21 protein-coding genes are annotated in these 21,094 nt (G+C 38.4%); all 21 read left to right on the top strand.

Annotated features, from left to right (window positions below; translation table 11 throughout):
• Positions 1-161 precede the first annotated feature (161 nt).
• The 21 genes from spoIVA to A2U94_RS04870 all read left to right on the top strand — a co-directional run bounded on the left by spoIVA (position 162) and on the right by A2U94_RS04870 (position 21,063).
• Positions 162-1,640, top strand: coding sequence for a stage IV sporulation protein A (gene spoIVA / locus A2U94_RS04970; protein ID WP_025908379.1), 1,479 nt, complete (start codon positions 162-164; stop codon positions 1,638-1,640).
• Between the two features lie 426 nt (positions 1,641-2,066).
• Positions 2,067-2,339, top strand: a complete 273-nt coding sequence (gene hbs, locus A2U94_RS04965) for a non-specific DNA-binding protein Hbs (protein ID WP_025908380.1) — start codon at positions 2,067-2,069, stop codon at positions 2,337-2,339.
• A gap of 148 nt (positions 2,340-2,487) precedes the next feature.
• Entirely contained in the window at positions 2,488-3,054 is a 567-nt protein-coding gene (folE, locus tag A2U94_RS04960; protein WP_025908381.1) for a GTP cyclohydrolase I FolE, read from the top strand.
• 24 nt (positions 3,055-3,078) lie between these two features.
• Positions 3,079-3,309, top strand: coding sequence for a trp RNA-binding attenuation protein MtrB (gene mtrB / locus A2U94_RS04955; RefSeq protein ID WP_025908382.1), 231 nt, complete (start codon positions 3,079-3,081; stop codon positions 3,307-3,309).
• Positions 3,310-3,529: 220 nt separating this feature from the next.
• Positions 3,530-4,324: a heptaprenyl diphosphate synthase component 1 gene (locus A2U94_RS04950; RefSeq protein WP_226372911.1), complete on the top strand. Its 795-nt coding sequence runs from the start codon at positions 3,530-3,532 to the stop codon at positions 4,322-4,324.
• 1 nt (position 4,325) lies between these two features.
• Positions 4,326-5,033: a demethylmenaquinone methyltransferase gene (locus A2U94_RS04945; protein WP_025908384.1), complete on the top strand. Its 708-nt coding sequence runs from the start codon at positions 4,326-4,328 to the stop codon at positions 5,031-5,033.
• A gap of 81 nt (positions 5,034-5,114) precedes the next feature.
• Positions 5,115-6,080 (top strand): heptaprenyl diphosphate synthase component II, encoded by a 966-nt coding sequence (gene hepT / locus A2U94_RS04940; RefSeq protein WP_025908385.1) that lies wholly within the window; start codon positions 5,115-5,117, stop codon positions 6,078-6,080.
• Between the two features lie 110 nt (positions 6,081-6,190).
• Entirely contained in the window at positions 6,191-6,640 is a 450-nt protein-coding gene (gene ndk, locus A2U94_RS04935) for a nucleoside-diphosphate kinase (protein ID WP_025908386.1), read from the top strand.
• A 439-nt stretch (positions 6,641-7,079) separates the two neighbouring features.
• Positions 7,080-7,853 (top strand): CheR family methyltransferase, encoded by a 774-nt coding sequence (locus A2U94_RS04930; RefSeq protein ID WP_025908790.1) that lies wholly within the window; start codon positions 7,080-7,082, stop codon positions 7,851-7,853.
• A gap of 126 nt (positions 7,854-7,979) precedes the next feature.
• A complete protein-coding gene (aroC, locus tag A2U94_RS04925; protein ID WP_025908791.1) occupies positions 7,980-9,152 on the top strand; it encodes a chorismate synthase in 1,173 nt (390 codons plus the stop codon).
• The gene (gene aroB / locus A2U94_RS04920) at positions 9,152-10,240 is read left to right on the top strand and encodes a 3-dehydroquinate synthase (protein WP_025908792.1); all 1,089 of its coding nucleotides are present in this window, start codon (positions 9,152-9,154) and stop codon (positions 10,238-10,240) included. The genes aroC and aroB overlap by 1 nt, the downstream gene beginning before the upstream one ends.
• A 254-nt stretch (positions 10,241-10,494) precedes the next feature.
• Positions 10,495-12,012 carry an anthranilate synthase component I gene (gene trpE, locus A2U94_RS04915; protein WP_025908793.1) on the top strand — a complete coding sequence of 506 codons (1,518 nt, stop codon included), beginning with the start codon at positions 10,495-10,497 and terminating at the stop codon, positions 12,010-12,012.
• Complete coding sequence (gene trpD / locus A2U94_RS04910; RefSeq protein WP_025908794.1) at positions 12,005-13,027, top strand: anthranilate phosphoribosyltransferase; 1,023 nt, start codon at positions 12,005-12,007, stop codon at positions 13,025-13,027. The genes trpE and trpD overlap by 8 nt, the downstream gene beginning before the upstream one ends.
• Positions 13,020-13,787 (top strand): indole-3-glycerol phosphate synthase TrpC, encoded by a 768-nt coding sequence (gene trpC, locus A2U94_RS04905; RefSeq protein WP_025908795.1) that lies wholly within the window; start codon positions 13,020-13,022, stop codon positions 13,785-13,787. The genes trpD and trpC overlap by 8 nt, the downstream gene beginning before the upstream one ends.
• The gene (locus A2U94_RS04900; RefSeq protein ID WP_025908796.1) at positions 13,777-14,418 is read left to right on the top strand and encodes a phosphoribosylanthranilate isomerase; all 642 of its coding nucleotides are present in this window, start codon (positions 13,777-13,779) and stop codon (positions 14,416-14,418) included. Before trpC ends, A2U94_RS04900 begins: the two co-directional genes overlap by 11 nt.
• Entirely contained in the window at positions 14,396-15,610 is a 1,215-nt protein-coding gene (gene trpB, locus A2U94_RS04895) for a tryptophan synthase subunit beta (RefSeq protein ID WP_025908797.1), read from the top strand. The genes A2U94_RS04900 and trpB overlap by 23 nt, the downstream gene beginning before the upstream one ends.
• Positions 15,597-16,412 (top strand): tryptophan synthase subunit alpha, encoded by an 816-nt coding sequence (gene trpA / locus A2U94_RS04890; RefSeq protein ID WP_025908798.1) that lies wholly within the window; start codon positions 15,597-15,599, stop codon positions 16,410-16,412. Before trpB ends, trpA begins: the two co-directional genes overlap by 14 nt.
• A 4-nt stretch (positions 16,413-16,416) precedes the next feature.
• A complete protein-coding gene (gene hisC / locus A2U94_RS04885; protein ID WP_025908799.1) occupies positions 16,417-17,520 on the top strand; it encodes a histidinol-phosphate transaminase in 1,104 nt (367 codons plus the stop codon).
• A gap of 64 nt (positions 17,521-17,584) precedes the next feature.
• Positions 17,585-18,685, top strand: coding sequence for a prephenate dehydrogenase (locus A2U94_RS04880; protein ID WP_025908800.1), 1,101 nt, complete (start codon positions 17,585-17,587; stop codon positions 18,683-18,685).
• A gap of 475 nt (positions 18,686-19,160) precedes the next feature.
• Positions 19,161-20,417, top strand: coding sequence for a tetratricopeptide repeat protein (locus A2U94_RS04875; protein ID WP_025908802.1), 1,257 nt, complete (start codon positions 19,161-19,163; stop codon positions 20,415-20,417).
• 97 nt (positions 20,418-20,514) lie between these two features.
• Positions 20,515-21,063 (top strand): ReoY family proteolytic degradation factor, encoded by a 549-nt coding sequence (locus A2U94_RS04870; RefSeq protein ID WP_025908803.1) that lies wholly within the window; start codon positions 20,515-20,517, stop codon positions 21,061-21,063.
• Positions 21,064-21,094: the final 31 nt, after the last annotated feature.

Raw genomic sequence — 21,094 nt, 5'->3', positions numbered from 1 at the left:
TAGCCTAACTTGTGATTGAGTCAGCATGTGCATGAAAAAAATTATAAATTTTTCTATCGAAAGTCATATTTTAATAGGACAACGTCATAACTATATAATGTCCTAATTTACTCTCGCAATGGATGTCATATCCTATGAACTCATAGATCGGAGGGGATCTTTTGGAAAAGGTAGATGTGTTTAAGGATATCGCTGAACGTACAGGAGGCGATATATATTTAGGGGTAGTTGGTGCAGTAAGAACAGGGAAGTCAACTTTTATAAAGAAGTTTATGGAGCTAATGGTATTACCTCACATTGAAAATGAAGCAGAGCGAGCACGAACGCAAGATGAATTGCCTCAAAGTGCAGCAGGAAAAACGATTATGACAACTGAGCCCAAATTTGTTCCAAATCAAGCGGTTAGCGTACAAGTGGACGATGGGCTAGATGTTAACATAAGATTGGTAGACTGTGTAGGATATACAGTTCCAGGTGCGAAAGGTTACGAGGATGAAAATGGTCCTAGAATGATTAATACTCCTTGGTATGAAGAGCCGATTCCGTTTCATGAAGCTGCTGAAATTGGCACTCGAAAAGTAATTCAAGAGCATTCTACAATCGGTGTTGTTATTACAACAGACGGCACAATTGGAGATATTCCACGCCATGACTATCTAGAAGCGGAAGAGCGAGTAATCAATGAATTAAAAGAAGTAGGAAAGCCTTTTATCATGGTTATTAATACCGTTCAGCCTTACCACCCAGATACGGAGAAGCTAAGAGTAAATCTTAACGAGAAGTATGACATTCCAGTGTTGGCCATGAGCGTGGAAAGTATGCGTGATACAGACGTTCTAAATGTGCTAAGAGAAGCCCTATATGAATTCCCTGTGCTAGAAGTTAATGTTAACTTGCCGAGCTGGGTTATGGTATTAAAAGATAAGCATTGGTTACGTGAAAGTTACCAAGAAGCAGTTCAAGAGACGGTAAAAGATATTAAAAGATTACGCGATGTTGATCGGGTAGTGGCACAGTTTACAGAATTCGAATTCATTGAGCAAGCTCGATTAGCAGGGATTGAAATGGGGCAGGGAATTGCTGAGATTGATTTATATGCTCCGGATGACTTATATGATCAAATCTTAAAAGAGGTTGTAGGTGTTGAAATTCGTGGGCGAGACCACCTATTACAGCTTATGCAAGATTTTGTGCATGCTAAAATGGAGTATGATCAAGTATCAGATGCGCTTCGTATGGTGAAGCAAACTGGGTATGGGGTTGCAGCACCATCTTTAGCAGATATGAGCCTAGATGAGCCGGAAATTATTCGTCAAGGATCTCGTTTTGGAGTTCGCTTAAAAGCCGTTGCACCTTCAATTCACATGATTAAAGTGGATGTAGAATCTGAGTTTGCTCCAATTATCGGTACAGAAAAACAAAGTGAAGAGCTGGTCCGTTATTTAATGCAAGATTTTGAAGATGACCCACTGTCAATTTGGAATTCAGATATCTTTGGTAGATCATTAAGCTCTATTGTAAGAGAAGGTATACAAGGAAAGCTTTCGCTAATGCCGGAAAATGCACGCTACAAACTAAAAGAAACGCTAGAGCGTATTATCAACGAAGGCTCAGGTGGTTTAATTGCGATTATTTTATAACATTGATTAATAATAGACGGTTGCAGGCTCTTTTAATAAGGAGCCTTTTTCTTATGTTTAAAAGCTGAAGGCTGGAAAAATGTTGGATATTATCAAAACGAATAAAGGGTAAAAAGTATGTGAAAGAACATATGTTTCTGTTTTTTTACTATATAACGATTTTCTGCTTGCTATGCTATTAGCGATATGTTAATCTTTTAAAAGAAATCGATTGGACATACTAGTTTTGGTATGGAAGTCTCCGAGACAAAATGAAAAACGTTGAATTATTCATAACAATCGTTTATTATTAGGCTTGTTGATACATAGGTTATGTATAATATTCGTTAATTTTGTTAACAAATGAGATATCGTCGATTACTAGATTCCTTTTGTAATGGGATTTTAGTTTTTATATGATCCGATTTTTGGGAGGAGGTGAATGGCATGAACAAGACAGAATTAATCAATGCTGTTGCAGAAGCGAGTGAGCTTTCAAAAAAGGATGCTACAAAGGCAGTTGATGCTGTTTTTGATACAATCTTAGATGCTTTAAAAGACGGTGACAAAGTTCAACTAATTGGTTTTGGTAACTTTGAAGTACGTGAGCGTGCTGCACGTAAAGGTCGTAACCCTCAAACGGGTGAGGAGATTGAAATCGCTGCAAGCAAAGTTCCTGCATTCAAACCAGGTAAAGCTCTTAAAGACGCTGTAAAATAATATTTACATAAAATGTCTATTTTTATAGTCATAATACAAGAGCTTTGAAAGGTCGCATATTTTGCGACCTTTCTTTTTTGCCTTTAGTACATACATATGCTAGAATTTTTTTAACTACGTCGTAATGCAACGAATGGGAGGCTACAGGATGTCAACTGTAAATAAAGAACAAATCGAACAAGCAGTAAGGCAGATTTTAGAAGCGATTGGAGAAGATCCAAATCGAGAAGGGCTATTGGATACACCAAAGCGCGTGGCTAAAATGTATGAAGAAGTCTTTTCGGGATTGAACGAAGATCCAAACGAACATTTTAAAACTATATTTGGCGAGGAACACGAAGAGTTAGTTTTAGTAAAAGACATCAACTTTCATTCAATGTGTGAACATCACTTGGTTCCTTTCTATGGAAAGGTTCATGTTGCATATATTCCAAAAGGTGGTCGCGTAACTGGATTAAGTAAGCTTGCACGTGCAGTGGAGGCTGTCTCTAAGCGCCCACAGCTTCAAGAAAGGATTACGTCTACAGTTGCTGATTCAATCGTGGAAACCTTATCTCCTCATGGAGTCATGGTTATTGTAGAAGCTGAACATATGTGCATGACAATGCGAGGCGTTCGGAAACCAGGAGCTATGACCGTTACATCAGCGGTTCGAGGAGTATTTGAGCACGACCAAGCAGCACGCGCAGAAGTATTATCATTAATCAAGTCGTAATTGGCTAGAGATGGAGGGAAAATTATGGCACAAAAATCGAATCCGGAATACATCGTCATCAAAGCAGTGGAAGATGGTGTAAATGTTATTGGTCTAACAAGAGGTGCAGATACACGATTTCATCACTCTGAAAAGCTAGATAAAGGCGAAGTGATGATTGCTCAATTCACAGAGCATACGTCAGCAATTAAAATAAGAGGCAAAGCACTTATCCAAACGGTTCATGGTGAGGTTGAATCCGACGTTAAAAAATAAGCAGGAGTTTCCTGCTTTTATTTTTATGGTATACACGACCATTTCAAGTGAAGTGAATAACAACATGTAAAGAATGGAAAAAATAAAAATGCGATAAAATCAAATCATAACCTAGCCGTCGATTATGATTTTAAAGGTTAAATTAACCTTTAGTTATGGTATAATTGACACTATCGAATTTACTTTGGAAAAAGCAGTGACTGAAAGGGAGACAAGGGTGATGAATGTGCAAAACATCTACGATACGGTTGCAGACATGAAAAAACAAATTCATGCTGAGTTGAGTCATCCATATGTTCAAAAATTTATTCATCATCCAACTGTAGATGAAAATAAATTATTATACATATGCTCGTTTTTAACGACTCTTTCACTTGAACAGCAAAAATGGAGTCGCTGTGCGCTGTCAGTTATGCTTGTGCAAACTGCACTAGATACCCACGACCTGGTCTCTACTCAAGATGTTGATAGTGAAGGAACACAACTGCACAAGCGACAGCTAACAGTATTAGCAGGTGATTATTATAGCGGTTTGTATTACTATTACTTAGCACAAACGGGGCAAATTGACTTAATTAAGGTAATTGCTTCGTCTATTAAAGAAATTAATATTGCTAAAATCCACATCTATCATAACCAAACACAAGACGTACAGGATATGATGACGAATTTCTTTACGGTTGAATCATCGCTTATTAATTCCTTATGTGATTACTTTAATTGTCCGGAGTGGCGAGAGCTTTTAGAACATGCCTGTCGTTTAAACGCTATTTCAACCCAGCTAATAAAGTTGGCAAAACAAGAAGCCTCGATTTTATTAGACAATTATTATAAAAATGGAATGAAAAGCATTGGAATTCAAGAAGCGCTTTATGCTTCAAGTGAACCATCAATTGCTGTGGTAAAGCAATACCTAGCAGCAGGTTCACCTTTCATTAATGAGCCGTTAAAAGAGCATTTATACGAGATGATTGGCAGCTTAGAGCGTCTTAAAAATGTTGTAGGAGAAGGATAGTATGCAGCAATCAAAAGAAGAGCGTGTGCATGGAGTTTTCGAGAAAATATATAAAAATTATGATCAAATGAATTCAGTAATTAGCTTTCAGCGTCATAAAGCATGGAGAAAAGATACGATGAAGCGAATGGACGTACAGCCAGGGACAACTTCACTGGATGTATGCTGTGGAACAGCTGATTGGACATTAGCTATGGCTGAAGCTGTAGGTCCAACTGGTAAAGCTATTGGGCTTGATTTTAGTCAAAACATGCTGAAGATTGGGCATGAAAAAATGAACCAATCATCATTTTTAAATGTTGAATTATTGCATGGTAACGCAATGAATTTACCGTTTGAAGATAACTCATTTGATTATGTCACAATTGGCTTTGGTCTTCGAAATGTTCCTGACTATATGGCAGCATTGAAAGAAATGTACCGAGTAGTAAAGCCAGGTGGGAAAGTGGTATGTTTAGAAACATCTCAGCCAACCATGATTGGTTACCGACAAGCGTACCTTTTATACTTTAAATATATTATGCCTGCATTTGGGAAGCTATTTGCTAAAAGCTACGATGAATATTCATGGCTTCAAGAATCAGCGCGCGATTTCCCAGGCCCAAAAGAACTGGCTGAAATGTTTAAACAAGCAGGATTTGAAGACATTGAAGTTAAAACCTATACCGGTGGAGTAGCTGCAATGCATTTAGGGTACAAACGAGTATAGAGACAATTGTAATAAATATTAATGTGTAAAGTAGTGTAACATCGAACGATTGAAATGAATTTATAATGCTAGGTGAGTCCAATGAAATTAAAAATGATGTATACTTTTCTAAACACGGATATTGCACTAATTGAAAAAGAATTAGAGCAAAGGATTGAAACAAAAGAGGCATTAATTACAAATGCATCTCTTCACCTTTTACAGGCAGGGGGAAAAAGAATTCGCCCTGTCTTTGTTTTATTAGCCGGCAAGTTTGGCTCTTATGATGTCAATCAGATTAAGCATGTCGCAGTAGCCCTTGAGCTGATACACATGGCGTCTTTAGTTCACGACGATGTGATTGACGATGCGGATATGAGACGGGGTAAGCCAACGATTAAAGCCAAGTGGGATAATCGAATTGCTATGTATACGGGGGATTATATTTTTGCGCGTGCGCTTGAAACTATTACTAAAATTGAACAAGTGGATGCTCATAAAATCTTATCTGATACGATGGTTGAACTAACGCTAGGTGAGATTGAACAAATTAAAGATAAATATGATTTAAATCAAGACTTGCGTACGTACTTGCGTCGTATTAAGCGAAAAACAGCGTTGTTAATTGCAGCAAGCTGTCAGCTGGGGGCAATCGCGGCCGGTGCTCCAGAATCTATACATAAAAAGCTATTCCTGTTCGGTTACTATGTGGGAATGTCGTTTCAAATTACAGATGATATTTTGGATTTTACATCTTCGGAAGAAAAGCTTGGTAAGCCGGTAGGAAGTGATTTGCTACAGGGGAACATCACACTGCCTGTTCTTTACGCATTAGAGGATCCAGATTTCCGTCTTAAAGTTGAGAGGTTATTTGTAGCAGACAATCAAACGGAGCTTATTTCCGAAATTATTACGTATATTACTTCTTCTGACGTAATTGATCGCTCTGTTAAAGTAAGTGAGCGTTACCTTGAAAAAGCCATGATGATCTTGAAAGAGTTACCAGATAATAAAGCGCGTAAAGCGTTATACCAGATTGCTAAGTACATTGGTAAAAGAAAATTTTAAAAAAATATTTTTGGTACGTTGTAAAACAACCTAAAGAGTGGTAAGATTTTCTTGAGTGTGATTACGCTTTCATTCGCTTTACATATCATAACTTCAGGGGTGGAGAGAAAATGATACAACAAACTTTTTTAATGGTCAAACCAGACGGGGTACAAAGAAGTATTGTGGGAGAGATTGTATCTCGCTTTGAAAAAAAGGGGTTTCAATTAGTAGGCGCAAAGTTAATGCACGTATCACAAGATTTGGCTGAAACACATTACGGAGAACATCGCGAAAAGCCATTTTTTAAAGAGCTAGTTGACTTTATTACATCAGGACCAGTATTTGCAATGGTATGGGAAGGGGAAAATGTCATTGCAAATGCACGTCAAATGATGGGAAAAACAAATCCTCAAGAAGCGCTTCCAGGTACAATTCGAGGAGACTATGGGCTTATTGTTGATAAAAATGTTATTCATGGTTCAGATTCTCCAGAGAGTGCCCAACGCGAAATTGCGCTGTTTTTCTCAGAGTCAGAGGTAGTATCATATAACAAACAGCTAAATAGCTTACTTTATTAAGCAGACAATTAGACAATTACCACGAAAAAAAGAGGCTGGGACATAAGTAATTCAGCTAATGATAAACCTGAACGATTGAGAGTTTCTCACTTTTAATCGTTCAGGTTTTTTGTTGATTGTGAAAACAATGTTGGAAACAGGGTGGAATGGAGCGTAGGACACTCGACTCCTGCGGGAAAGAGAGGGAAAACGGAGATCCCGCAGCGCAGCGAGGAAGCTCAGGTTCCTCCCCGCGGAAAGCGAGTGACCGTAGCGCAATGGAACGAACGTGTTCAGACAAACTAAAGAGATGGGAACAGCTATTGTTCGTCTCTTAGAAGCAATCATTTTGTTATGTCCCAAACTCTTTTTTCTATGGAGAAATTTAACATCGATAAACGAGATTCCGATATAATGGAATAAAAAGAAATATGTAATATGATAGATAGGGGTCTTATTTATGACAAATGAATATGAAGAGTTTGTTCGCAAAATTAAGCTGAAAACAGGTATCGACTTGTCGTTATATAAAGAGGCACAAATGAAACGAAGGTTAGTATCTTTATATGAAAAGAAAGGGTTTACTAGTTTCCATACCTATTATCAAGCCCTAGCTTATCAAGAGGATTTATTGACTGAATTTTTAGATAGAATCACAATTAATGTTTCAGAGTTTTATCGAAATCGAAAGCGTTGGGAAGTGTTAGAAGAAACGATTCTACCTCAGTTAACAAAGGGGAACGAAACGCTAAAAGTCTGGAGCGCGGCATGTTCTACGGGAGAGGAACCATACACATTAGCGATGGTTTTATCTTCATACTATCCGCTTTCACACATTAAAATTTTAGCCACAGATTTGGATGAAACGGTTATTGAAAAAGCCAAAATAGGGTTGTATGCAGAAAAATCACTACAAGAAGTGCCGGTACATATAAAAAACAAGTATTTTACTAGTCAAGGATTGTTTTACAAAGTAAACGATGAGATTAAAAAGACGGTTACTTTTAAGAAACATAATTTACTTGCGGATCCCTTTTCACAACAGTTTGACTTAATTGTTTGTCGCAATGTGCTTATTTATTTCACTGAAGAGGCAAAGCATCAGCTTTATCAGAAGTTTTCGGATTCATTGAGAAAGGGAGGCGTCTTTTTTGTGGGAAGTACAGAGCAAGTATTTCAACCTCAGAAATATGGATTGGAAGTAGTAGATACGTTTTTTTATCGCAAATTATAATAGGGGCAGTAAAGAGTGCGTTCGCTTTTTTTTTGTGGTGAAGTAACATAGAGTATGGTATAGTCATATTTAAAAATAAAAATTCAGACGATTTCCTGAAAAATACATAATAGTGGAGGTAGAAAGATGAGATACTTAACAGCAGGAGAGTCGCATGGCCCACAATTGACGACCATTCTAGAGGGTGTTCCAGCAGGGCTACCTTTAACTGCGGAAGATGTAAACACAGAGCTTGCGCGTAGACAAAAAGGACATGGAAGAGGGCGTCGTATGCAAATTGAAACCGATCAGGTAGAAATTGTGAGTGGCGTTCGCCATGGCTACACGCTTGGATCTCCTATTGCGCTGGTTGTTGAAAATAACGATTGGAAGCATTGGACAAAGATTATGGGCATTGAGCCAATTTCTGAAGAAGAAGCCGAAGACGTAAAGCGAAAAATCTCACGCCCACGACCTGGACATGCAGATTTAAATGGCGCAATTAAATATGGACATCGCGATATGAGAAATGTATTAGAGCGTTCCTCAGCGCGTGAAACAACGGTTCGCGTTGCGGCTGGTGCAGTAGCAAAGCAAATTTTAGCTCAGTTTGGAATTAAAGTGGCAGGACATGTGCGTGAAATTGGGGGAATTAAAGCTAATCCTCCAGCATATGAAACTCTTGAACAACTCCAGGAAGTTACAGAGCGATCACCGGTTAGGTGTTTTGATGCAGCTGTTGAAAAAGATATGATGCAAGCGATTGATGATGCAAAAGAAGCTGGAGATTCAATCGGCGGAATTGTTGAAGTCATCGTGGAAGGTATGCCAGCTGGTGTTGGTAGCTATGTACACTATGATCGTAAATTAGATGCTAAAATTGCTGCGGCTGTAATGAGTATTAATGCGTTTAAAGGGGTTGAATTTGGCCTTGGTTTTGAAGCTGCTCGAAAGCCTGGTAGCGAAGTTCATGATGAAATTTTGTGGGATGAAAAAAATGGATACACAAGACGAACAAACCGTTTAGGTGGTTTTGAAGGTGGGATGACTACGGGAATGCCTATTGTTGTTAGAGGTGTTATGAAGCCAATCCCAACGCTCTATAAGCCATTGAAAAGTGTTGATGTTGAAACGAAAGAACCATTTGAAGCAAGTATTGAACGTTCAGATAGCTGTGCGGTTCCTGCAGCTAGTGTCGTAGCCGAAGCAGTTGTTGCGTGGGAGTTAGCATCTGCAATCGTAGAACAGTTTGGCCAAGACCAAATTGAAACGATTGCTGAAAATATTAAGCAGATGCGTGAATATGCGAGGGGATTTTAATGGAACAAATTCAAATTGAAACCAAGTCTAAAACATATCCTCTTTATCTAGGTGAAAACATTCTATCTAAACTTCCATCAGTTATCGAAAGCGTAAAGCCAAATGCTTCACAAATTTTAGTGTTGACAGATGAAGCAGTAAACGAGTGCTACGGAGATAAAATGATGGACGCTTTATCTTCGTATTCAACGGTTTATAAATACGTACTGCCTAGCGGTGAACAAGCGAAATCCTTTGAACATTACTATGCGTGTCAAACGTTTGCTTTAGAAAAGCAGCTGGATCGTAATGCTCTTATTATTGCATTTGGAGGAGGGGTAATTGGAGACTTAGCTGGCTTTGTTGCAGCAACTTATATGCGTGGTATCTCATTCATTCAGGTTCCAACAACCCTTCTTGCCCACGATAGTGCAGTCGGTGGAAAGGTAGCAATTAATCATGAACTAGGAAAAAATATGATTGGTGCGTTCTTTCAGCCAGAAGCTGTCTTTTATGACATTGAATTATTAAATACCTTACCTGAAAAAGAATGGCGTTCCGGTTTTGCTGAAGTGATTAAACATGCGTTAATTCATGACGTGGAATTCTATCAATGGCTGAAAACAACGATTAAAACGTTAAGTGATTTACGAGAGAATGCATTAATCCACGCGCTTAAAAAAGGAATCTCTGTTAAAGCAGCGATAGTGAAAGAAGATGAAATGGAAGCGGGTGTTCGAGCGCATTTAAACTTCGGACATACGTTAGGTCATGCCATTGAATCAGAATGTGGATATGGGAAAATTAGCCACGGGGAAGCGGTAGCAATTGGAATGCTTTTCGCCATGGATGTAAGCAACGCTTTAGGAAAAACAGCGTTTCCAGTATCCGAAATTGCTTCATGGTTTAAACAGTTTGGTTATCAAACATCGATTCCTTCACACTTAGAAAAAGAACGTTTATTAAAGAAAATGCAGGCTGATAAAAAGTCTAAGCAAAGTGACGTGTATATGGTCTTGCTCGAAGAAATTGGTCAACCTTATGTTCAAAAGGTGGAAGACGGTCTTATTTTAAACCTGTTAAGTCAGCAATTAGAGAATTCTAATTAAAAAAGTCTCATGGTTGACAATTTTTAGATGAACGTAATACAATGTAGATAGTTTAGAGTTAGTAATAAGTAGTTTAGTTGAGTTTAGGGTAGACGAGAATGAGATAGTTGAGAAGAGCTGAGTCTAGTTAAAATATGACATTCGTTTACCCAAAGGCATGCTTTTTTTTGATATGTCTTTGGGTTTATTTATAATATCTTCTAAAAACACCTCACTATTTCTCATTCTCCATTTGAAATGGAGGAATGAATCACATGACAAACACGTATACTTCCTTTCTGGAAGACTCTTCACACTTTTTAACAATTCCTATCACAAAGACGTTATATGTTGACAGCTTGACCCCAGTTGATCTGTTTCAGCGGGTGCAGGATGAAGCAGTCTATTTACTTGAAAGTAACGATGATACATCACCTTGGTCCAACTATTCATTTATTGGATTAAATCCTTTTTTATATGTTGCGGAAGAAAATGGTGAGTACATCATTAAAGACCGCTATTTACAACCGCGGTTTTCAGCTTCTAGCTTTAAAAATGCTGTTCAAACAGTGGATGAGCATTTTAAAGTAAAGCTTCCTGATCTGCCGCTTCCCTTTAAAGGTGGTGCAGTTGGTTTTATTAGTTATGATGCGGTTTCACAAATTGAAAAAGTACAGGTCAATAAAGAAAATGACTTACAGATGCCAACATTTCATTTTATGTATTGCGAAACGCTATTAGCATACAATCACCAATCAAAAGAGTTAGTTCTTCTCCGCTATGTTCAGCTTAACGAAGGGGATACAGAGGCAGAAAAAAGTAAAAAGTATCAGCTTGCAGTTGAAGATATCAATTCGTATGTTAATCAAATAGTGAATCCCTCAACAAACAAGTTACCGCTTGTCTTTAATTCAGAACAAAAAGACGTAACGTTTAAAGGTGTAACTTCTTCGTACGAGAAAGAGCAGTTTATGAACGACGTTAACAAAATTAAAGAGTATATCAAAAGCGGTGACGTCTTTCAGGCGGTTTTATCCCAACGTTTTCAAGTTCCAACGAAAGCTTCTGGGTTTGATATTTACAGAGTATTGCGACTAGTTAACCCGTCTCCTTATTTATTTTATGTCAAAGTAGACGGTGTGGAATTAATCGGTAGCTCTCCAGAAAAGCTTATTGGAATCGAAAATGGTGAATTAGAAATTCATCCTATCGCTGGAACAAGACGTAGAGGACGGAACGAAGAAGAAGATCAGCATATGTACGAAGATTTAATCCAAGATGAAAAAGAACGTGCTGAACACTATATGCTAGTCGACTTAGCGCGTAATGATATTGGAAGAGTAGCTAAATACGGTAGCGTACAGACACCGGTATTAATGGAGTTGGTTAAATTTTCACACGTCATGCACTTAATTTCTAAAGTAACGGGAACTATTAGCCCAAGCGTTCATCCAATTGATGCTTTGCTAGCTGCCTTTCCAGCTGGGACAGTATCAGGTGCGCCAAAGGTGAGAGCCATGCAAATTTTAAATGAAATTGAACCTGTTGCACGTAATGTATATGCAGGAACCGTTGCTTATTTAGGGTTTGATGGGAATATTGATTCTTGTATTGCCATTCGAACAATTGTCTTAAAAGATGAAGTAGCTTATGTACAGGCTGGTGCTGGTATTGTAGCAGACTCTAAGCCAGAGCTAGAATGGAAAGAAACCCGTAACAAAGCGAGTGCCTTAATTAAAACGATTCAAATCGCTCAAGATATCTACGATAAAAAGGAGAATGTGTATGTTTAAAGAACTGCTATCAAAATGCTTAAATGGCGAAACGTTATCAGCTGTAGAAGCACAAGAGCTTATGAATGACATTATGAATGGGCAAGTTCCACCTACACAAATTGCAGGTATCCTTACTTTGTTAACTTACCGAGGCGAAACAGTTGAGGAAATCGTCGGCTTTGTTAAAGGGATGAGAAATAACATGAACATAATCTCCATTAGGTATGAAAACGTGATTGATACATGTGGAACTGGAGGAGATGGGGCGTCAACGTTTAATATTTCTACAGCAAGTGCTATTGTGGCATCAGCAGCTGGTGTAAAAGTAGCAAAGCATGGCAATCGTGCCGTTTCATCAAAAAGCGGAAGTGCGGATGTACTAGAGAGATTAGGAGTGGATATTCAAGGAGAGAAGACTGAAGTTGAAGAAGCGCTTGAACGTGTCAACATGTCATTTCTATTCGCTCCTCTTTATCACCCAGCTATGAAGCATGTTGCTCAAATACGCCGAGAATTAGGGTTTCGTACAGTTTTCAATGCGCTGGGTCCTTTAGCTAATCCCACAAATTGCAGCAAGCAGGTAATTGGTGTGTATTCAATCGATTTAGCAAGAAAGCTTGCGCAAGCTTTAGTACAGCTTAAAGCTAAACATGTACTGCTAGTTTGTGGTCGAGATGGTCTAGACGAAATAAGCGTAACGACTGAAACAGACGTAGTGGAAGTGAAAGATGAGCGCGTTGTAGAGTATATGCTGTCTCCTGAATCACTAGGTGTCCAAAGGGGAACTATGAAAGAGCTTATAGTAAATGATGCGGCAGAAAGCGCAGCTCTTATTCAATCAATCTTTAAAAACGGTGAGAACAAAATTGCACAGTCAGCGGTTGCTGTGAACGCAGCAGCTGCCATATATGTAAGTGGTGCTGTTCAAACACTAGAGCAAGGAGTCGTTGAAGCGATGCGAATCATCGAAAGCGGTCAGGCATTCGAACAGCTCCAGCGTTTAAAATCTGAAGAGGTGGTTAATCGTGCTTAACAAAATTATTGAAACCAAAAAACAAGAAGTAGCAAACTTAGTGCTACCAGATCCTGTTCAAGTAGAGAAAGTGTCATTCTTAGAAGCTCTTGCAAATTCAAACCGTATGCTTTCACTGATTGCAGAAGTGAAAAAAGCATCCCCTTCAAAAGGACTGATTCAACGAAACTTTAACCCTGTTACGATTGCTAAAGCGTACGAAGCAGGAAAAGCAGATGCCCTCTCAGTTTTAACAGATGAGCAGTATTTTATGGGCCACCGGGCATATTTGACTGAAATAAAACAAAACGTAAACCTTCCTGTTTTGAGAAAAGACTTTATTATTGATGAGCTTCAAGTTGAGGAAAGTGCTCGCATCGGTGCAGATGCTATTCTATTAATTGGAGAAGTCCTTGAGCCTGTACATTTAAAGGAGTTATATGAACAAGCAGGTGAGCTAGGGCTTGATTGTTTAGTTGAGGTTCATTCAGCTGAGACATTAGAACAAATTTTACGCGTGTTAACACCACAGATTATTGGCGTTAATAATCGTAATTTGCGCACGTTTGAGACATCCATTACCCAAACAAAGGATATTGCTCCCCTTATTCCAAAGGATAGCTTATTTGTTAGTGAAAGCGGAATTTATGAATATAAAGACCTTACTTATGTAAAAGAAGCCGGTGCAAAAGCAGTTCTAGTTGGAGAGTCATTAATGAAACAAGATAATCAGCAAGCAGCGATTGGAAATCTATTCGGAGAAACAAGTCATGCACATTAAGTACTGCGGTATCCAAACAATTGAAGATTTTCAATTAGCAAAGGCTGGACTTGCTGATTACGTAGGCTTTATCTTTTATTCGAAAAGTAAGCGGTACGTTACGCCAGAAAAAGTTCAGGTTATGAACTGTTCAGGCTTTGAAATGAAAAAAGTGGGCGTGTTTGTGAATGGAGCTCCTAGCGAGGTATTAGAAACAGCGGTGAAAGCAGACTTACAGGTGATTCAATGTCATGGAAATGAATCACCTGAAGAACTTATTTTTTATAAAAATGTTGGCTATGAAGTTTGGAAAGCTTTGCCTCATGGTCCACAGACGCTACAAGCCATGGAGCGTTATAAAGGCGTTGTTGATGGCTATGTAATTGATAGTAAAGTCAAAGAACAATTTGGCGGAACGGGCGTTGCGTTTGACTGGAATTTTGTCCCGGCCTATACCAATACGGCTCGCTCTTATAGCAAGAAATGCTTTATTGCAGGTGGAATCACAGAATCTAATATTGATAGCTTAATGTACTATCACCCAGATGGTATCGATCTATCAAGTGGAATTGAAAGTGACGGTAAAAAAGATCAACAAAAAATAAAGCGTATCGAAAGGAAGATTTTACATGACATACAATCATCCAGATGAATTTGGTAGATTTGGAGAATTTGGTGGAAAATATGTACCTGAAACGTTAATGAAGCCATTGGAAGAAGTAGAGAAAGCTTTGGATGAAGCTATGCAGGACCCAGCTTTTAAAGAAGAGTATTTATTTCTTCTTAAAAATTATTCAGGAAGACCTACAGCCCTAACTTATGCAGATAACTTAACAAATAAACTGGGTGGAGCGAAGATTTACTTAAAACGCGAAGACTTGAATCATACTGGAGCTCATAAGATCAATAATGCGATTGGACAAATTTTGTTAGCAAAGCGCATGGGGAAAAAGAAAATCATTGCTGAAACAGGTGCTGGTCAGCACGGCGTGGCTACGGCCACGGTGGCTGCTAAGTTTGGTATGGAATGCAAAGTGTTTATGGGAGAGGAAGATATTGAGCGCCAAGCATTAAACGTATTTCGTATGAAACTATTAGGAGCAGAAGTTATTCCAGCTACTTCAGGCACAAAAACCTTAAAGGATGCAACAAATGAAGCGATCCGTTACTGGGTTCAGCACTGTGAGGATCATTTTTATTTAATTGGTTCCGCTATTGGTCCGCATCCTTACCCAAAAATGGTTCGTGATTTTCAAAAAATTATTGGAGAGGAAGCAAAACAGCAGTTTCTACAGGCGGAAGGCAAGCTTCCTAATACGGTAATTGCTTGTGTTGGTGGTGGTAGCAACGCGATCGGGATGTTCTACGACTTTATTAAGGACGAAAGGGTAGAGCTTATAGGAGTAGAAGCTGGAGGAAAAGGTGTTCATACACAGCTTCATGCTGCCAAAATGGAAAAAGGAACTAAAGGCGTTATTCACGGGACGTTAACGTATCTATTGCAAGATGAAAATGGTCAAATTACAGAGCCTTATTCGATTTCAGCAGGACTTGACTATCCTGGAATTGGCCCAGAGCACTCTCACTTATCTTCAATAGGAAGAGTAAGGTATGAAAGCGTAACGGATGATGAGTCGATTGAAGCGCTTCAGCTACTGTCGAAAACAGAAGGAATTATTCCAGCAATTGAATCAGCACATGCGCTTGCTAAAGCATTTGAGGTAGCAAAAACTAAGACAAAAGATGAAAGTATTTTGATTTGTTTATCAGGACGAGGGGATAAAGATGTTCACACTCTTGTTAATTTATTAGAAAGGAAGGAAAAAGAATATGAGCACATTTAAGCAGCGATTACCCAAACATGATACGCTATTTATTCCTTTTATTACAGCCGGAGATCCGCATGAAGATGTCACGATAGAGCTTGCTTTAGCTTTGCAAAAAGAAGGAGCTTCTGTATTGGAGTTAGGCGTTCCATATTCCGACCCTTTAGCGGATGGACCGATCATTCAAGCGGCTTCTAGCCGTGCACTTGCTCAGGGAATGTCTATATCAAAAGCAATTAAACTTGTGCCAAAAATGAGAAAAAAAGGAGTGGAAATTCCGATTATTCTCTTTACCTATTTTAATCCTGTGTTACAATTAGGTTTAGAATCCTTTTTCGCTTTAGTGCGAGAAAATGAAATTGATGGTGTATTAATTCCTGACTTACCCTATGAAGAAAGTACAGAGATTCGCACCCTTGCTGAGCAAAACGAAGTAGCTTATATTTCAATGGTTGCTCCAACATCTAAAGAGCGTATTGAAAAAATCTCCAAAGATGCAACAGGCTTTTTATACTGCGTATCATCCCTTGGCGTAACTGGAATTCGAGAAACGCTTCCTGAGGACTTAGATTCATTTTTAAAGGAAGTTAAGGCTTCGACGTCCATACCCGTTGCTGTGGGGTTTGGTATTTCAACAAGCCACCAGGTTGAAGTATTAAAAGAATACACGGATGGTATTGTAATTGGTAGTGCAATTGTTCACAAAGTTGCGGAACTTCAATCGGTACTTTTAAATAAGGAGACAAGGTCAGAAGGAATAGCAAGTTTTCAAGCGTATATAGCGTCCATCGTTTCACCGATACAAAAATGCGAGGTGTAACAAGTTGAAAGTAAAAGAGCAATTATTAACATTATCTCCATATAAGCCAGGCAAGCCCATTGAGGAAGTTAAAAAAGAATACAACTTAGAAACTGTTGTGAAGCTAGCATCTAATGAGAATCCGTATGGCTGTTCAAATCGCGTGAAGGAAGCTATTTACGAAGAGCTTAATCATATGGCACTTTATCCAGACGGCTATAGTGCAGAATTAAGAACAGCACTGGCTGAATATTTACATGTCAAAGGTGAGCAGCTTATTTTTGGGAACGGTTCAGATGAAGTTATTCAAATTATTTGCCGTGCTTTACTATCACCAGAAACAAATACGGTGATGGCAACGCCGACATTCCCTCAATACCGTCACAATGCGGTAATTGAAGGAGCTGAAATTCGTGAGGTTCCGCTTCGAAACGGTGACCACGACCTGTCGGCAATGTTAAGCGCAATTGATGAACAAACGACTGTCGTTTGGGTATGTAGCCCCAATAATCCAACCGGTACCTATGTAAAGCAAAAAGACCTGATGGAATTTATTAAGCAAGTTCCAAAGCATACGCTGATTGTTATGGATGAAGCATATTATGAATACGCAGCACAAGAAGAGGACTTTCCACAAACTGTAGATCTACTGGATGAGTACGAGAATTTAATTGTACTACGTACGTTTTCAAAAGCTTATGGATTGGCTTCACTTCGAATTGGGTACGGCATTGCAAATGAAGCATTATTACAAAGAATAGAACCTGCTCGTGAGCCGTTTAATACAAGTCGTATGGCTCAAAAAGCGGCGATTGAAGCTTTGAAAGATCAAGACTTTATTAATGAGTGCAAGCGTAAAAATGAAGATGGTTTACAGCAATACTATGCATTTTGCGAAAAGAACGGTTTGAATTACTATCCTTCTTACACTAACTTTGTACTAATTGATTTTGGTCAACCAGGCGATGAAGTATTCCAATTTCTATTGGAAAGAGGGTATATTGTTCGTTCTGGCAACGCATTAGGCTTCCCTACATCTGTACGGATTACAATTGGGACAAAAGAGCAAAATGAACAAATTATTCAATTACTTCAAGAGTATGTGAGTAAACATAAATCATTTGCATAATAATGTAGAAATGAGAGTGTGAGATCACACTCTCATTTCATATGTGAAATACGAGGTGACAAAGGTGACAGGAACAGTTTTTGTAATTGGGATGGGCCTAATTGGTGGTTCGTTAGCGTTAAATATAAAGAATACATATGAATCAATGCATATTATTGGTTACGATATTAATGAAGAGCAGGTAAAACTAGCAAAATCGCTAACTGTTATTGACGAAATAAGTAGTTCAATTGAAGCTGGAGCTAAAAAAGCTGATTTCATTGTTATTGCTGTGCCTGTTACACAAGCCGTTCAAGTTGTGCAAAGATTAGAAAGTATTCCTTTGAAAAAAGAGGTTATTGTTACGGATGTTGGGAGTACAAAAGAACAAATCGTTCAAACGGCTTCATGCTTACTTTCAAAAGGGATTCAATTTATTGGCGGTCATCCAATGGCTGGTTCTCATAAAAGTGGTGTCACAGCATCTAAAGCTCACTTGTTTGAAAATGCAATGTATGTGTTAACTCCTTCTCCTCATACGGAAAAAGAGGCTGTTAATAGACTTAAAAAATTACTGGCAGGTACAAAAGCTAATATCATTGTTCTTTCACCAAAAGAACATGATAAGCTTGCAGGTGTTATCAGTCATTTTCCTCATATCATTGCAGCTAGTCTTGTGCATCAAGCAGAGCATTATCAGCAAGGAAATCCTCTTGTTTCTAAGTTAGCAGCGGGTGGTTTTCGTGATATTACTCGAATTGCATCGAGCAGTCCAGCGATGTGGAGAGATATTTTACTTCATAATCAAGATGCGTTACTTCAAATGTTCGACTATTGGTTAGATGAGATGCACAATGTGCGTAGTATGATTGAGAAGAGAAATGCTGAGAATATCTATGCGTATTTTTCTCAGGCAAAAGAATTTCGCGATCAGCTTCCGGTGCGTTCAAAAGGAGCGATACCCTCTTTTTATGATCTATATGTAGATGTTCCTGACTATCTGGGTATCATTTCAGAAGTAACAGGATATCTAGCAGAAGAAGAAATTAGCATTACAAACATCCGAATTCTAGAAACGCGCGTAGATATCTATGGTGTTTTAAGACTCAGTTTTCAAACCGATGAAGATCGTAAAAAAGCAAAAGTGTGCTTAGAGGGCCGAGGTTATCAAACGTTTATTTCATAATGTAGTTGCAAGAGACTGAGATATAAGTAGTTCAGTCCTTACTATACCTGAACGATTGAGAGTTCATAACTTTTAATCGTTCAGGTTTTTTTGGTTGATTGTGAAAACAATGTTGGAAACAGGGTGGAATGGAGCGTAGGACACTCGACTCCTGCGGGAAAGAGAGGGAAAACGGAGATCCCGCAGCGCAGCGAGGAAGCTCAGGTTCCTCCCCGCGGAAAGCGAGTGACCGTAGCGCAATGGAACGAACGTGTTGAGACAAACCAAAGAGATGGGAACAGCGAGTGCTCGTCTTTTAGAAGCAATCATTTTGTTATGTCCCAAACTCTTATTATTCAATCCGTTTTGTTGAACAAAACAGTAATCTCATTTATTATAGGGACTACTAACAAATTTGTTTATAACCATTAGTAAATACAATCGATCATACTAAGTGATGAAAACATATAGACGAAGTGATAAAGGAGATTATAGGATGACGAAATTAGATCGTGCTATACGATATGTAGAGGAAAATGAAGTTGAAAAAGGGTTAGCGCTTATCAATGAGCTGAAGCATGAAGCAACCGACGAAGAAAAGTTTTTAATGGTTGAGCAGCTTCACGAATGGGGACTTGTAAATGAAGCGTTACCTTTAGTAGACGAGTTAATTAAGAAGTATCCATCCGAAGGTGAGCTCCATTTATTAAAAGCAGAGATTTTAATTGATTTAGAGGAAGAAGAAGAGGCTATTCACATCTTAAGTCAAGTAGCAACGACTGACTCAAATTACGTAGCAGCTTTAATCTTGATGGCGGATTTATACCAAATGCAAGGTTTAACGGAAGTAAGTGAGCAAAAGCTACTTGAAGCAAAACGCCTATTGCCAACTGAAAAAGTAATTGATTTTGCACTAGGTGAATTCTACAGTAGTCAAGGAATGTATCAGCAATCTATTCCTTATTTTGAAGAGGTATTAAAAACAGATAAAGAACTAAATGGAATTGACTTAAGACAGCGTCTGGCAGAAAGTTTAAGCGGAGTTGGGAAATTCGAAGAGGCCCTACCGTATTTTCATGATGCGTTACAAGACAAGCTAGAAATCAACACGTTATTCGAATACGCATTTTCAGCGTATCAAGCTGGGCATTATCAAACAGCTATTGAGAAGTTTGTAGAGTTAAAAGAGTTAGATCCTCAATACCATTCTTTGTATTTATATTTAGCAAAATCATACGAGCACGAAGAGTTGCTTGAAGAAGCTGCAGCTGCAGTCAATGAAGGAATTTCTCAAGATGAATTTCAAAAAGAACTTTATTTCTTTAAAGGGAAAATTGCGTTGAAGCGCGGTATAGAAGAAGAGGCAGAAGCTGCTTTTAAACAAGCCATTGCATTGGATCCGGGATATGTTGAAGCAATTTTAACATTATCTAAGCTATATATGAGCCAGGAGAAATATGAAGAAGTCATTGAGTTAATTACCCATGCTAATGAATACAATGAGCATGACCCAAACTTTGACTGGGATTTGGCAAAAGCTTATCAGGAAACGGAAGAATATGAAAAAGCAGCAACTCATTATGAAGCAGCATCTCGCGTTTTCTTAGATGAATATGCGTTTCTTGAAGAGTACGGCTATTTCCTACTGGAAGAAGGAAATAGAGAAAAAGCCAAAGAAATGTTTAAAAAATTACTAGTCTTAGATCCATCATCAGTTGAAATTCAAGACATATTATTTCAACTGGAAGAATAAATAATAGTTCAAAGGATTTTCTAATTGTCATGTGGAATATTAATCTGTAAAAGGTGTTTAAGACCTGTGATTAAACACAGAGGAGGGAAGTGAGACTATGACGACCCCTGTTACTGTCAACGAAAAGAAAGAATTTGTTCGCTGGTTTTTAACAAATTATCAATTGAAACGCCGAGAATGTGTATGGATTTTAAACTATTTAATGAGTCATGATCAACTGATGCAGCGCGTTCACTTCGTAGAGCAAGCGCAGTTTTGTCCTCGAGGAATGGTCATGTCAACACATTGTGTAGAAGACCCACCGTTTCGCTTTTATAAAGAAAACATCATGACAACGGATGCGGAAAAATCATTTCATGATATTCGATTAAATCGTGATGAAGACATTTATATTCAGCTTAATTTTCGCTCATTATATTCATCAACACAATATGTTGCGGTGTTAGAAGAAAACCCATATATGCCCAAAACAGTGCAAACAAATGAAAAGGATCGGCTCTTTGCAGAGCAAGTGTTGGAACAGTCCATTCAACGCTTCCAACGTTCAAAGGTTATGGAGCTAATTGATAAAGCATTAGACGAAAATAACAGAGAAGAATTTGAGCGTCTAACGACATATTTAAATAAGCATTACCAAGCAAAATAATTCAAAAAGAGATTGGCTACAGTAGCAGTAA

It is taken from the genome of Bacillus sp. VT 712 (genome assembly GCF_001614195.1).
Lineage (GTDB): Bacteria > Bacillota > Bacilli > Bacillales > Bacillaceae_H > Priestia > Priestia flexa.
Note: the sequence above shows the minus strand (reverse complement) of the source record. Positions and strands in the feature narration are given on the sequence as shown.